This is a genomic window from Streptomyces sp. SID9727 (genome assembly GCF_010550605.1).
In the GTDB taxonomy this organism is placed as follows: domain Bacteria; phylum Actinomycetota; class Actinomycetes; order Streptomycetales; family Streptomycetaceae; genus Streptomyces.
The window spans coordinates 1-13,617 of record NZ_JAAGNI010000001.1; the positions used below are offsets into that span (position 1 = coordinate 1).

At 70.6% G+C, this 13,617-nt stretch carries 12 protein-coding genes; 6 read left to right on the top strand and 6 right to left on the bottom strand.

Going from position 1 to position 13,617, the window contains the following annotated elements:
- Positions 1 to 227: 227 nt before the first annotated feature.
- The 4 genes from G3I41_RS00005 to G3I41_RS00020 form a co-directional block, all read right to left on the bottom strand.
- Positions 228 to 866: an aspartate/glutamate racemase family protein gene (locus G3I41_RS00005; RefSeq protein ID WP_164398209.1), complete on the bottom strand. Its 639-nt coding sequence runs from the start codon at positions 864 to 866 to the stop codon at positions 228 to 230.
- 32 nt (positions 867 to 898) lie between these two features.
- The gene (locus tag G3I41_RS00010) at positions 899 to 1,252 is read right to left on the bottom strand and encodes a GNAT family N-acetyltransferase (RefSeq protein WP_164398210.1); all 354 of its coding nucleotides are present in this window, start codon (positions 1,250 to 1,252) and stop codon (positions 899 to 901) included.
- Positions 1,253 to 1,282: 30 nt separating this feature from the next.
- Positions 1,283 to 1,708, bottom strand: coding sequence for an aspartate 1-decarboxylase (gene panD / locus G3I41_RS00015; RefSeq protein WP_164398211.1), 426 nt, complete (start codon positions 1,706 to 1,708; stop codon positions 1,283 to 1,285).
- Positions 1,709 to 1,822: 114 nt separating this feature from the next.
- Positions 1,823 to 3,202, bottom strand: coding sequence for an MFS transporter (locus tag G3I41_RS00020; protein WP_164398212.1), 1,380 nt, complete (start codon positions 3,200 to 3,202; stop codon positions 1,823 to 1,825).
- A 119-nt stretch (positions 3,203 to 3,321) separates the two neighbouring features.
- Here G3I41_RS00020 and G3I41_RS00025 point away from each other — a divergent pair, with 119 nt between their 5' ends.
- Entirely contained in the window at positions 3,322 to 3,816 is a 495-nt protein-coding gene (locus G3I41_RS00025) for an Rrf2 family transcriptional regulator (RefSeq protein ID WP_164398213.1), read from the top strand.
- A 242-nt stretch (positions 3,817 to 4,058) separates the two neighbouring features.
- Here G3I41_RS00025 and G3I41_RS00030 read toward each other — a convergent pair whose 3' ends face one another.
- On the bottom strand, positions 4,059 to 5,600 hold the full coding sequence (locus G3I41_RS00030; protein WP_164398214.1) for a xylan 1,4-beta-xylosidase: 1,542 nt from the start codon (positions 5,598 to 5,600) through the stop codon (positions 4,059 to 4,061).
- A gap of 331 nt (positions 5,601 to 5,931) precedes the next feature.
- On the opposite strand from G3I41_RS00030, the gene G3I41_RS00035 reads away from it, so the two are divergent.
- The 5 genes from G3I41_RS00035 (at position 5,932) to G3I41_RS00055 (ending at position 12,550) form a co-directional block, all read left to right on the top strand.
- The gene (locus tag G3I41_RS00035) at positions 5,932 to 7,224 is read left to right on the top strand and encodes an extracellular solute-binding protein (protein ID WP_164398215.1); all 1,293 of its coding nucleotides are present in this window, start codon (positions 5,932 to 5,934) and stop codon (positions 7,222 to 7,224) included.
- A 10-nt stretch (positions 7,225 to 7,234) separates the two neighbouring features.
- A complete protein-coding gene (locus G3I41_RS00040; protein ID WP_164398216.1) occupies positions 7,235 to 8,257 on the top strand; it encodes a sugar ABC transporter permease in 1,023 nt (340 codons plus the stop codon).
- The gene (locus G3I41_RS00045; RefSeq protein WP_164398217.1) at positions 8,257 to 9,150 is read left to right on the top strand and encodes a carbohydrate ABC transporter permease; all 894 of its coding nucleotides are present in this window, start codon (positions 8,257 to 8,259) and stop codon (positions 9,148 to 9,150) included. The genes G3I41_RS00040 and G3I41_RS00045 overlap by 1 nt, the downstream gene beginning before the upstream one ends.
- Before the next feature lie 128 nt (positions 9,151 to 9,278).
- On the top strand, positions 9,279 to 10,778 hold the full coding sequence (locus tag G3I41_RS00050; protein WP_164398218.1) for an alpha-N-arabinofuranosidase: 1,500 nt from the start codon (positions 9,279 to 9,281) through the stop codon (positions 10,776 to 10,778).
- A complete protein-coding gene (locus G3I41_RS00055; RefSeq protein ID WP_343242016.1) occupies positions 10,775 to 12,550 on the top strand; it encodes a CocE/NonD family hydrolase in 1,776 nt (591 codons plus the stop codon). The genes G3I41_RS00050 and G3I41_RS00055 overlap by 4 nt, the downstream gene beginning before the upstream one ends.
- A 35-nt stretch (positions 12,551 to 12,585) precedes the next feature.
- Here the strand turns inward: G3I41_RS00055 and G3I41_RS00060 are convergent, their stop codons facing one another.
- The gene (locus G3I41_RS00060) at positions 12,586 to 13,605 is read right to left on the bottom strand and encodes a LacI family DNA-binding transcriptional regulator (RefSeq protein ID WP_343242017.1); all 1,020 of its coding nucleotides are present in this window, start codon (positions 13,603 to 13,605) and stop codon (positions 12,586 to 12,588) included.
- Positions 13,606 to 13,617: the final 12 nt, after the last annotated feature.

Here is a 13,617-nt window from a genome sequence, read left to right on the forward strand (position 1 = left end):
AGGTGTGGGCGCCGGCGGGGTCGGCGCCGGAGGAGTCGGCTCCGGCAGCGGACCCGGGGTCGGCGCCGGGGGGACGGGGTCGGGGAACGGATGAGTCATCTCGGGCCTCCGAACGATCGGGGGTGGACCTCTTCCACCGTCTCCCGGAGCGGCTGCCCGCGCCCGGCGAGCCCACACGTGCGGACACGGAACGGTGCCGCGTACGGACGACGCGCGGCCCCGCCCGGTCACCGCCCCGCGGCGACCACCGCGGCGGCCAGGCCGGGGCGCGGGCTGGACAGGACCGGGATTCCGGTGGTCGTACGCTCGGCCGCACCGGCCATGGAACCCTGGGCGAGCACGATGACATCCGCGTCGCGCACGGCGTCGGCCGAGGCCGCCACGAGGTCGAGGAAGCCGTCGTCGTCCCCCGCCGTGAAGCGGTCCCAGGCCCCGTCCACCAGCACGGTGCGCACGTCCGCCCCCGGCAGCCCGGCGCGGGCCGCCTCTTCGGTGAGCAGCGCGCGGGTCGGCTCCAGGGTGGACGCGAGGGCGGCGAGGACGGTGACCCGGCCCGCCCGTACGGCCGCCGCCGCCATGGGCCGGTCGACGCGCAGGACGGGGGCACCGACCGCGATCCCCGCGGCCTCCGCGACGGCCCCGATGGTCGAGCAGGTGCAGAGCACGGCGTCCGCCCCTTCGGCCACCAGGCCCGCGACCACCGCCTCCACCTCGTCGGCCACCGCCTCGGGCCCCAGCGCCACCGCAGTGGTCAGCAGCTCTTCCCGTACGACGTGGCGCAGGACCGTTCCCGGGTGGTCGGCGTCCCGCAGGGCGTCGAAGACCGGGACGTGGACGGGCGAGGTGTGCAGCAGCGCGAGCGTCATGCCCGGCCACTCCTTCCGGCTCGGTACAGCGTTCAGTACAGCTCGGGGTGCGAGGCGAGCTGCGTCTTCGCGCGCTCCACCAGCCCTTCGGGCACCTCGGGGGCCTCGTCGGGATGGCGCGAGGCCCACTTCGCGGCGTACGGGCACAGCGGCACGACGGGCACGCCCTCGCGCCCCGCCATGGCGTAGAACTCCCTCACCAGGGCACCGCCGATGCCCTTGCCCTCGTGCCCGGACCCGACGACCGTGTGGACGGCGACGAGCCCGGCGGGCTCACCGTCCAGCACGAAGTACGCGATGACGCCGACGGCGTCGCCGTCCTCGTACGCGGTCAGCTTGCCGGCCGCCCGGTCGTCACGGATCTCGGGCCCCGTCTGCTCTGCCATGGCCATGTGCCCCTCGTTCGACGAGCCGCCTCAGCGCGCCGCGGGCACCGCGTGCGGGCTGCGCTCGGTGTCACTGCCCGGCACGGGCGCGGAGGCGTCGGCACCGAGTGCGACGATGCGGTTGTCCGCGTCGACGTGCACGATACGCGGGACGAGGGCACGCGCCTCGGCATCCTCGACCTGGGCGTAGCTGATGAGGATGACCAGATCACCCGGGTGCACCAGGTGCGCGGCGGCCCCGTTGATCCCGATCACCCCGGAACCGCGCTCGCCCTCGATGACGTACGTCTCCAGCCGGGCCCCGTTGTCGATGTCCACGATGTGCACGAGCTCACCGGGCAGCAGATCCGCGGCCTCCATCAGCTCGGCGTCGACGGTGACGGAACCCACGTAGTGCAGGTCGGCCTGGGTCACGGTGGCGCGGTGGATCTTGGATTTGAACATCGTTCGCATCATCAAGGCACTCCTGGGCGTAGGCTCCCTGCCTGCTTTGTGCAGGTCAAGGGCGTACGTGAGTGTACACCGGCACACGTCGGACCAAGCCGGATCGCTGTATGCGGCCGGGTACCTTCAGTGCGAGGGGGGCGCCTCACTGCCCGCCCGACTGGTACGCGGGAGGCCCACCGACGCCGCGGTCAGAGCGATGAAGGCGAGCGTGACCGTGGCCATCGCCGTGTGCGCCTCACGCAGCCCGGGCCCCGCCACGGAGAAGAAGAACGTGCCGAACAACGCCACCCCGACGGAACCGGCCGATTGCTGAACGGTGTTGAGGGCACCCGACGCGGCGCCCGCTTCCCGCGGGCCTACGCGTGACAGGGCCGTGCCCATCAGCGCGGGCAGCAGCAGCCCGTTGCCGAGGCCGACGAGGACGAGGGAGGGGATCAGCTCCACGGCTTCCATGCGGTCACCCGTCACGGCCAACTGCGCGGCGAGGAGCCCCAGACCCAGAATGATCAGTAGGCCTCCGGCTCCCGGCACCGCCGCGCCGTGGCGGGCTGCCAGCCGCCCGCTGAGCAGCGAGCCGATGCTGTAGAGCACCGCCTGCGGAAGGAAGGCGAGGGCCGCCGCGAGGGGACTCGCGTCAAGTCCTGCCTGCAGAAGCAGCGCCAAGGTGAACATGTACGCGCCGAAGTACAGCTGGAAGAGGCCGACGGCGCCGACCAGCGTCACGTACGGGCGGTTACGGAATAGGGATGGGTCCAGCACCGGTTCGCCGCCCCGCGCCCGAAGCGTCCTCTGCCAGCGCAGGGTCAGCCAGACAGCAGGTGCGGACGCGGCCAGGCAGACCCATGTCCACACGGGCCATCCCTCCTCCCGGCCCAGGGACAGCGGTGCGAGGACCAGGGCAAGTGTCAGGGTGACCCCGATGGCGCCGACCGGGTCGAACCGGCGCTGCGCGCCCACCGTTCTCGGCAACAGCCTGCCCGCGAGCAGGCAGGCGGCCGCGCCCGCAGGAACGTTCACCAGAAACACCATGCGCCAGCCGAGTCCCAGGACGTCCGCCTCCAGCAGGACGCCGCCGATCAGCTGTCCGGCGATCGCACCCATCCCGCCGACCGCGCCGTGCCAGGCCGTCGCCCGGCCCCGATGGGCGGCGGGGAAGCGCGCCGTGACCAGGGACAGCACCTGGGGCACCATCGCGGCGGCCGCGAGGCCCTGCGCGAGGCGGCCCACGACCAGCAGGGCCGGAGACGGCGCGAGGCCGCACACCAGGGAGGCGACCGTGAAGGACGCCATGCCCCACACGAAGATCCGCCGGTAGCCGTACCGGTCACCGAGCCGACCGCCGGTCACCAGTCCTGCCGCGTAGGTGAACGCGTAGCCGGACACGACGAGCCCGAGCTCGGCGTCGCTCGCCCCCAGGTCCGCGCGCAGAGTCTCGGTGGCGACATTGACGATGAAGAGGTCGAAGCTCGCCATGAAGGTGGCGGTCAGTGCCGCCGCGAGCATGCGCCAGTCACGTGGAGCGGGACGATCTGCGGGCCGAGGCGTCTCACACTGAGCGTTCACGTTCGTCACAGGACATCGATATCATCGATACTCAATATCCATCAACTAGGATGGCCGGTATGAAGCTGTCGCAAGGTGTCGAGTGGGCGGCGCACTGCTGCCTTCTGCTCGCACACGCAGAGGACGGTGCCGCCGTGCCCCGTACGACGCTGGCCGGGTACTACGGCCTGCCGGACGCCTACCTGGCCAAGCACCTCAAGTCCCTTGTGCGCGGCGGCGTCCTGGCTGCCACCTCGGGGCCGCGCGGGGGGTTCCGGCTCGCACGGACCCCGGACGGCATCACCGTGCTCGACATCGTGGAGGCGATCGAGGGCTCGAGCCCTCCATTCGTCTGTACGGAGATCCGGCAGCGCGGCGCCTGCGCCCTGCCCGCCGAACGGTGCGAGAGGCCGTGCGGTGTCGCACAGGTCATGTACGACGCCGACCGTGCCTGGCGCGACTCCCTGCGAGGCGTCACCGTCGCCGACCTCGGGGACAGGCTCCCCGACGTCCTGCGCGAGCGCGCCCGAGCGTGGCTCGAAGACCCTTCCGGCCCACTGCCCGCCTTCGTGTAGGAGCTCCTGACAAAGGCGGAGCGGCGGCACCCGGAACCGCCTGCTGCCCCGGCCCGGCGAGCGAGGCGTCGAGCCGGCACCGCGGACCGGGCTTGCCGCGTGCCGGTGTGCGGGTGGGCCGGCCCTCCGGTCGCGCCGAAGCACCCCGCGACCGGCCCGATCGCGAGGGCGTCGGTCAGCCCGGCCGCGTGGAGGCGGTCGCCTTCGGCACGGGCGTGCTCCTCTCCAGTGCGGTGGAGTGCTCAGCCCTCGTACGCAGCGGTGCCCTCATCACCGAGACCGAACAGGCGGTCGTCGCTCCACCAGTCGGGCGTCTCGTCGGCGACCGGGGTGAGCTCCACGAGCGTCACCTCGTGCCGGCCCAGGACGAGGTGCACGTCGGCCCGCCCGTCCACCACGGGCACGTTCCCGTGTGTGCGGGCCGGTTCGGCCGCCTCGCGCAGGGCGTCGAGCCGGCGGTGGCCGGGCGCGAGCGGCCGCCCCATCTCGCACCAGGCCGCCCAGGGGTTGCCCGCCTCCTCGCTCACGGAGCGGCGACGGAGATAGGCGGAGTTCCGCGCGTCCGGAGGGCCGACGGGCAGGGAAAGCCGGATGGAGTGCCCGTTCACGGGGGTGCCGCCTGCCGGGTCGGCCGGTGCCCAGGCCAGCACCGTGACGCGGCCGTCGTCGTGCCGTGTCACGAGGTGGTCCTCGCCCCGGGCGAGGATCTGCTCACCCATCTCCGCCATGAACGCGTACAAGTGGTAGGTGGGTTTCTTGATCTGCCGGTGCGTCAGGAGACCGAATCCGCCGTGGAACGGTGCCGTGGGTATGCCCACCTCCTCGAAGACGTCACTGAAGGTCCAGTACGAGAACGAGTCCGCGAGGTCACCTCCGTTCACCAGGACCGGGGCCAGGTACGCCGCGTGGAAAGCGGTGTCGTGAATCGGATTGTCCGGCCGGTACGAGGAGTTGAACTCCGTGATGTGCAACGGAAGCTCCGCGAGCCCGGTGCCCGCCAACTGCCGCCGCGGAGCGCCGAACTGCTCCAGCAGCGCCGACGCCGGCATGAGCGTCTGGTGGGCGCCGAAGGGTACGGACTGGACGGGGCCGGACGCGTAGGCGTGGCGGCTGACGAAATCGATGGGCAGCTCGCGCGCGTCCACGAACTCCGCGAAGCGCTGGATCCAGTCGTCCTGGTATCCCGGCGCCAACGAGGGCCCGCCGACCTGGAGCTCGGCGTCGACCTCCTTGACGGCCAGCGAGGTCACCTCGTACAGGCGGTGATAGCCGTCCTGGTCGGAAGCCCAGAACGGCGCCAGGTTCGGCTCGTTCCACACCTCGATCGGCCACCCGCGCACCTGGTCGGCACCGTAGCGCTCGATCAGGTGGCCCATGACGGCGCGGACGAGGTCCGCCCACTCCCTCTCGTCACGCGGAGGAGTGATGTTGCCCTTCCACCAGAACACGGTGTCGTCGCCGGAGGCCAGCCCTGAGGGCATGAATCCGAGTTCGAGGAAGGGTGCGATGCCCATCTCCAGATAGGCGTCCACCACTTGGTCGAGGTACGTGAAGGCGTGACGTACGCGGCGCTCGCCGGCGTGGCGGTAGGGGTGGTGGATGCCCATCCCGTCGCTGAGGAGGCCGTGCCCGCGGATGTACCGGAAGCCGATGTCGCGCTGAACGAGGGCAAGCGATTCCTGGTAGTCGCGCCGGAGCGCGAGATCGAGGCGGCCGGTGCCGACGCAGTGACGCCAGGCATCGGAGAGTCGGGCTGTCGGCTGTCGGGGGACGACGATCCGCATGGTGGGGTTCCTCTGCTGCGGTGCGGCGCGGGGCGCGCCCGGACGGGCGGGCGGAAGGCCGACGCTCGCTCAATGTGCTGCGCACCGTAGGGAGATCGGGAAAGCGGTGTCAAGACGTCGGGCGGACCGCCCGGCGGTCCGCGGCGCCCTTCTCGTGGCCGTTCCGGTGCCGATCGAAACAATCGATAACGATCCCGCAACTTGCGAAAACTCATGGTTGCTCAGCCCCCATTTCAAGCGGTAGACCTTGCACCTACCTCACGGGTCGCTCATTAATTTGCGCAAAAAACCCGGCAGTTGGACCACCGGCAAGAGATCAGGAGTTCCCACGATGACGAGGAGAATCCGCAGCACGACCGGTGCCGCGATCGGCCTGTGCGTCGCACTCGCCGCTGCCGGCTGCGCGGGCGGCGGCGACGACGGCAGCGGCACGTCCGGCGGGCATGCCACGGTGACCGTCTGGACGAACGCCATGGAGGGGCGCGGGGCCGCGTACTGGAAGGACGCCGCGAAGGCGTACCAGGCCCTGCACAAGGACGTCACGGTCAAGATCCAGTCGGTCCAGAACGAGGACCTCGACGGCAAGCTGCAGAACGCGCTCAACTCGAACTCCGCGCCGAGCATCTTCCTCCAGCGCGGCGGCGGCAAGATGCGGGCCATGGTCGACGCCGGGCAGATCCGGGCGCTGGACCTGACGGACGCCGACCGGGCGAACGTGGGCGAGGCGGCCCTGCAAGGCGTATCGATCGACGGCAAGGTCTACGCGATGCCGCTCGACACGCAGCCGGAAGGCATCTACTACAGCAAGGACCTGTTCAAGAAGGCGGGCATCACCGCGCCGCCCACGACGATGGACGAACTCGCGGACGCCGTCGCCGAGCTGAAGACGATCAAGGTCGCGCCGATCGCCGTCGGCGCCAAGGACGCCTGGCCTGCCGCGCATTGGTACTACAACCTCGTCCTGCGCGAGTGCAGTCAGGAGACGATGCAGGAAGCCGCCAAGTCGCTCACGTTCGACGACCCGTGCTGGAAGAAGGCCGGCGACGACCTGGCCGGTCTGCTGGGGCACGAACCCTTCCAGAAGGGCTTCCTGACGGCGACGTCGCAGCAGGGGGCCGGATCCTCCGCCGGCATGCTCGCCAACCGCAAGGCGGCCATGGAGCTCATGGGCAACTGGGACCCCGGGGTCATAGCCGACCTGACGCCGGACAAGAAGCAGCTCCCCGACCTTGGCTGGTTCCCCTTCCCCTCCGTGCCCGGCGGCAAGGGCGACCCGACCGCGATCATGGGCGGCGCCGGCGGCTACTCCCTCGCCAAGAACGCGCCGAAGGCGGCGTCGGACTTCCTCCGGTTCGTCGTGACCAAGGAGCAGCAGGAAGCGTACGGGAAGGCGTTCGACACCATTCCGGTGAACAAGGCCGCCCAGGGGGTCGTCACCGAGACCTACAACATCTCGGCCCTGCAGGCGTTCAACAAGGCGGCGTACTCCATGCAGTTCCTCGACACCGTGTACGGCCAGAACGTCGGCAACGCCATGAACATCGCCGTCGTGAACCTGATGGCCGGCAAGGGCACCGCCGACGACATCGTGAAGGACGTCAAAGCCGCCGCCGAGAAGGGCTGAGTAAGCACACATGAGCGACACCCTGGGCGCTGACCCGGCCCACGGCCGCCAGTCGCAGGGCACGCGAGGGGCCAGGGGCGTGGCGAAATCCGCTGCCCCGGCCCCGCCACGAGCGGCCGCCCACCGCCGAGGCCGTGCCAGGATGCGACTGGAGATCACGGTCCTGTCCGCGCCGGCGATCATCATGTTCCTGGCGTTCGTGATCTTCCCGATCGTGCTCGCCGCGTACTACGGGTTCTACCGGTGGAAGGGCTACGGAGACCCCACCGACTGGGTCGGGCTGGGCAACTACGAGCTGATCCTCACCGACCCCGCCTTCCACGACGTCCTGTGGCACAACGGTCTGCTTCTCGTGCTGTCACTCGTCGTCCAGGGCCCGATAGCCATCGGCCTCGCACTGCTGCTCAACCAGAGGATCCGCGGCCGCTCGGCCATCCGCGTCCTGATCTTCGTGCCCTACATCGTGTCCGAGATCATCGTCGGCATCGGCTGGGGCCTGATCCTGCAGAGCAACGGAGCCGCCAACGGTCTGCTGGAACGGATCGGCCTGGGCTCCCTGGCGGCCGACTGGATCGCCGACCCGGACCTGGCCATCTGGACCCTGATCGCCATCATCACGTGGAAGTACATCGGCTTCGCGGTGATCCTCATGCTCGCCGGTCTCCAGTCGATCCCCGAGGAGATCTTCGAGGCCGCGCAGATCGACGGTGCCACCTACTGGCAGATCCAACGCCGCATCACGCTGCCGCTGCTGGGGCCGACGATCCGCATCTGGGCCTTCCTGTCGATCATCGGCTCACTGCAGTTGTTCGACCTGGTCTACATCATCTGGGGCCCGTACGTGGCGGGCACGACCGGCACCTCGACGATGGCGATCTACATGCTCGCCCAGGGCCGCAACGCGGGCAACTACGGCTACGGCAGCGCCGTCGCGGTGGTCATGTTCGTCATCTCGCTCGTCGTCGCCCTGATCTACCAGCGCTTCGTCCTGCGCCGCGACCTCCGGGGCGCCGTCACCGAAGGGACCGTGTGATGAGCGCGACGACCACCGCTTCCCGGACGTCTCCCGCGCCGGAGCCGAGGCCGCCCACCGGCCGCCGCGGCGCCCCGCAGAAGTGGGGCAGCCCCGTCACCTACTTCGTCGCGCTGCTCTTCGTCGGTGTCTGCGTCGCACCCGTCCTCTACATCGTGCTCGGCGGATTCCGCTCCAACTCGCAGATCACCACGGATCCGGCCGGCCTGCCGCACCCCTGGGTGATCGGCAACTACACCGGCATCCTCACGTCGAACGTCTTCTGGGGGGAGTTCGCCAACTCCCTCATCGTCGCGATCGCCAGCACCGTCGGCATCGTCGCCGCGGGGATGATGGTGAGCTTCGTCATCGCGCGCTACGACTTCAAGCTCAAGGGGGCGATGTACTCCCTGTTCGCCGCCGGCCTGATGTTCCCCATGGTCATCGCGATCACTCCGCTGTACCTCGTCATCAAGGACCTCGGCCTCGTCGACAGCCTGCTCGGCGTGATCATCCCGCAGATCGCCTTCGGCCTGCCGACCACCGTCATCATTCTCGTGCCGTTCCTCAGGGCCATCCCGAACGAGATCGAGGAGGCCGCCGCGATCGACGGGCTGGGCCGGCTCGGATTCTTCTTCCGCATGGTGCTTCCGCTGTCACTGCCCGGTGTGGTGACCGTCGGCATCCTCGGATTCGTCGGCAGCTGGAACAACTACATCCTGCCCTTGTACATCCTCAACACGCAGGCGAACTACACCCTGCCGCTCGGTGTCCAGGTCTTCACCTCCCAGTACTCCACGGACACCGCGAAGGTCCTCGCCTTCACCTCCCTCGCCATGCTGCCCGCACTGATCTTCTTCTCGGTCTTCGAGAGGCGCATCGTCGGTGGCCTCACCGGCGCCGTGAAGGGCTGACGCAGGCATCCGCCCCCGCCGGACGCCCACCCCCCTGCTCCTGCCCCTGCCGCACGTTCCGGCGGGGGCGGGCCGCTGCTCGATGCCGGCCGCCCGGCACGCGCCACCACCGCGAAAGGACCGCAGCATTGCCCCGCGCCCACATTGAACTCGACAGGCAGGCCGTCATCGCCCCTGTCCAGCGCCGCACCTTCGGCTCATTCGTCGAGCACCTGGGCCGGTGCGTGTACACCGGCCTCTACGAGCCGGGTCACCCGAGCGCGAACGCGGACGGGTTCCGCATGGACGTCGTCGATCTCGTACGGGAACTCGGCAGCACGACCATCCGCTACCCGGGCGGCAATTTCGTCTCCGGGTTCCGCTGGGAGGACTCGGTCGGCCCGCGCGAGAAGCGGCCGGTGCGCCGCGACCTCGCCTGGCGTTCACTCGAATCCAACCAGGTGGGTCTGGACGAGTTCGCCCGATGGCTCAGGCTCACCGGCTCCGAGTTGATGCTGGCCGTCAACGTCGCCACCCGGGGCATCCTGCCCGCACTCGACCTGCTCGAGTACGCCAACCACCCGTCCGGCACGACGTTGTCGGACCTGCGCGTCGCCCATGGCACTCCGCAACCGCACGACGTGCGCATGTGGTGCCTCGGCAACGAGATGGACGGGCCCTGGCAGACCGGGTTCATGACGGCGGACGACTACGGCAAGCTGGCCGCCCGCACCGCCGCCGCCATGAAGCGGGCCGACAAGAACCTCGAACTCGTCGTCTGCGGCTCCTCCGGATCGGCCATGCCGACCTTCGGCGACTGGGAACGCACCGTACTGGAGCACAGCTACGACCACGTCGACTACGTCTCCTGCCACGCGTACTACCAGGAACACGACGGCGACCTCGGCTCGTTCCTCGCCTCGGCGACCGACATGGACTACTTCATCGACACCGTCGTCGCGACCGCCGACCACGTGGGGCACAAGAAGCGCTCGTCCAAGAAGATCGGCGTCTCCTTCGACGAGTGGAACGTCTGGTACCTCAAGGAGCACCAGGAATCCGACAAGAACCACGCCGAGTGGCGGCACGCGCCGCGTCTCCTGGAGGACACCTACACCGTCGCGGACGCCGTGGTCGTCGGCAACCTGCTGATGACGCTGCTGCGCCGCAGCGACCGTGTCACCTCGGCGTCCCTGGCCCAGCTCGTCAACGTGATCGCACCGATCATGACGGAGCCCGGCGGCCCGGCCTGGCGCCAGACGACCTTCTATCCGTTCTCGATCACGAGCCGGCTGGCCAGGGGCGAGGTGCTCCGCCCCCTGATCGACGCGCCGGTGTACCAAACGGCTCGCTACGGTGAGGCCTCCGTCATCGACGCCGTCGCGACAGCCGACGACGACCGGGCCGCGGTCTTCCTCGTCAACCGCGACATCGCCGAAGCGGCCCAGGTGACGGTGGACGTGCGCAGCCTCGGCTGCTCGCGCATCGCGGAAGCGGTGACCCTCGCCGACTCCGACGTGTACGCCAGGAACACGCTCGCCCACCGGGACCGGGTGTCCCCGGTCACGAATACCGGCGCGGCCCTCGCCGACGGCCTGCTCACCATCGAGCTGCCGCCCACCTCCTGGACGGCGGTCGCCCTGCGGTGAGCGACGGCACGAGCGCGGCTCAAGGGCAGACCGGCTTCCGGGGCACCGACCCGGTCGCCGAACGCCGCGAAACGACGTGCGCGTTGCGCGACGGGACGCGCCTGCGCACCCTTCTGCTCATTCCGCACGGACCCGGGCCCTGGCCGGCACTGCTGACCCGCCACCCCTACGACGCCGCCCGCGAGGAGCGCGAGGGCATGCTCGACGTCGGGCGGCTCGTCGCCGCCGGCTACCTCGTCGCGCTCCAGGACGTCCGGGGCCGCTTCGGCTCCGAAGGGGTGTTCGTCCCCTGTGCGCAGGAGGTGGACGACGGCGCGGACGCCGTGGCGTGGCTCGCGGGGCTGCCCGAATGCGACGGCACCGTCGGGATGTGGGGCGCCTCCTACGCCTCGGACACCCAGTTCGCCGCCCTGCTCGGAGACGCACCGGCACTGCGGGCGCTCGCCCCGGCCATGACGCCGGCGATGTCGGCACTCGACGGATTCCGCTTCCGCGGCGGGGTGCCGGAGATCGGCAGCACGCTGGCGTGGACGCACTACGCGATCGCCCCGGACCTGATCGCGCGCATCGGTTCCGCACACGAGCGGGATGCCGAGCGGGCACGGTGGGAGGCCACCGAGCGGGCGATCACGGACGGGTCCGCGTTCCGGGCCGGTGCCCCGCGCGCCGGGCAGGACACGGAGGCGATCGTCGCGTGGGGGCTGGAACTGCTGCGGGAGCCGCTCGGGTCGGAACGTCATCGCGAGGGGAAGGTCGTCGACCGGATCGACGCGGTCGACGTGCCGGTCTTCCTGACCGGCGGCTGGTTCGACGTCTTCCTCGGCTCGACCCTGGAACTCCACCGGCGGCTGCTGCGCCGTGCGAAGGACACCGGTGGGCCGGTGCCCCGCCTCCTGATCGGCCCCTGGACACACGACGACTTCTCCGGCCGGGCGGCCGGGGTGGACTTCGGACCGGGGGCGTCCGCCGACGAACTGGGCGGCCACGGCGACCTCACCACGCAGCATCTGCGGTGGTTCGACGTCACTCTGCGCGCTGCACCGGCGGACGTGTCGCCGGTGCGGGTGTTCCTCATGGGCACGAACCGGTGGATCGAGCTGGCGGAGTTCCCGCCGCCCGGCACGCGGACGCTGGAGCTGTACCTGAACGCGGGAGGCGCGCTGACGACGGAGGCCGCCGGGGCCGGTGAACGGCGGCTGACGAGCGATCCGGCGTGCCCGGTGCCCCCGTGCGGTGGAGCGGTCCTCCTCTTCGGGCCGTTCGGGGCAGGGCCCGCCGATCAGGCGGCGGTCGAGGCGCGCCGGGACGTGGTCTCCTGGCGCACCGCGCCGCTCACCGGGGAACTCACCGTGATGGGCGCGGTCCGTGCCGTCGTCCACCTCACGACCACGGGGAACGACGCGGACGTGATCGTACGGCTGTGCGACGAGGGCCCGGACGGCGTCAGCCGTGTCGTCACCGACGGTGTGCAGCGCGGGTCGGCGCGGTTCGTGGACCCGGTCACGGGCGTGGGCGGGAGAAGGCCGTTGGAGCCGGGCCGGGATCACGAGTTCGTGATCGATCTCTGGTCGACGGCGCACACGTTCCTGCCGGGCCACCGGGTGCGCGTCGACGTCGCACCGAGTTCGTCACCGCGCTGGGACGTCGGAAGCAATGTCTTCGACCCGGGTGGGCAGGCGGCGCAGCCCGTCGTCGCGGTGTACACGATCCGTCATGGCGCCGCCCGTCCGAGCCGCCTCGTCCTCCAGGTCGTGACGCCCGTTCCGTCCTGACGCGGGCGTGGGCCGCCGCCGCCCGCCGGCCCCGGTCAGCGGGGTGACGGCGCGGCCTCCCGGACCGGACCGGTGGAGGCCCGGACGACCAGTTCCGTGGCCAGTTCCATGCGTGCCGGTGACCGGGCTCCCCCGTCCTCACCCCGGGAGAGCTCGATGAGCAGCTTCACGGCGGCGGCGCCCAGTTCGGTGCTCGGCTGTCTGACCGTCGTCAGGCCGGGGGTGATGTACTGCGCCTCGGGCAGGTCGTCGAAGCCGATGACACTGATGTCCTCGGGGATCCGCAGGCCGCGGGCCACCACTGCGTCGTAAACGCCCAGTGCCATGGAGTCGGCGCAGGCGAAGATTCCGGTGATCCCCGGATCGCCGTCGAGCAGGGCGTGGGTGGCGGTCGCCGCCTTCGCCCGGTTCCACGCACCGTGGGCCACCGAAACCGTGGCGGTGCCGGCGGTCGTGGTGTCGGCCGCCGCGCGGAAACCGTCGACGCGCGCCCTGCTGAAGAGGTGGCGGGCGTGTCCCGCGACCACTCCCATCCGCTCGTGCCCGAGCGACAGCAGGTGCTCGCCGGCCATGCGGCCGCCTTCCCAGTTGGCCACTCCGACGCTGGCCACACCGGAGGGGGGTGTGCTCATGGGGTCGATCAGTACGACGGGAACGCCCGCGGCGAACAGTGCGCCGAACTGCGGTGAGGCGGGATCGACCAGCGTGCCTATCACACCGAGGGTGCGCCTCCGCAGCAGCCGTGACACCCAGTCGCCCTGCGGCTGCGCGAGGGTCAGGACGACGTCGAGCCCCGCCGCCGCCGCTTCACGTCCGGCGCCCGCGATCAGCAGGTTCGCCCACGATCCCTCGAAGTGGGTGACCACCAGGTCGAGCACGTGGGACAGTCCGCCGCTGTCGTCCCGCCCCTTCTCGCTCTTGGCCCCGGCCCGGCGGGTGTAGCCGACGGCACGCACGGCTTCCATGACCTTCGCGCGGGTCTCCGCCGAGACGTCCGTTCCGCCTCGCAGCACCTTGGACACGGTGGGAACGCTCGTACCCGCGGTCTTGGCCACCAAGGACAAGGT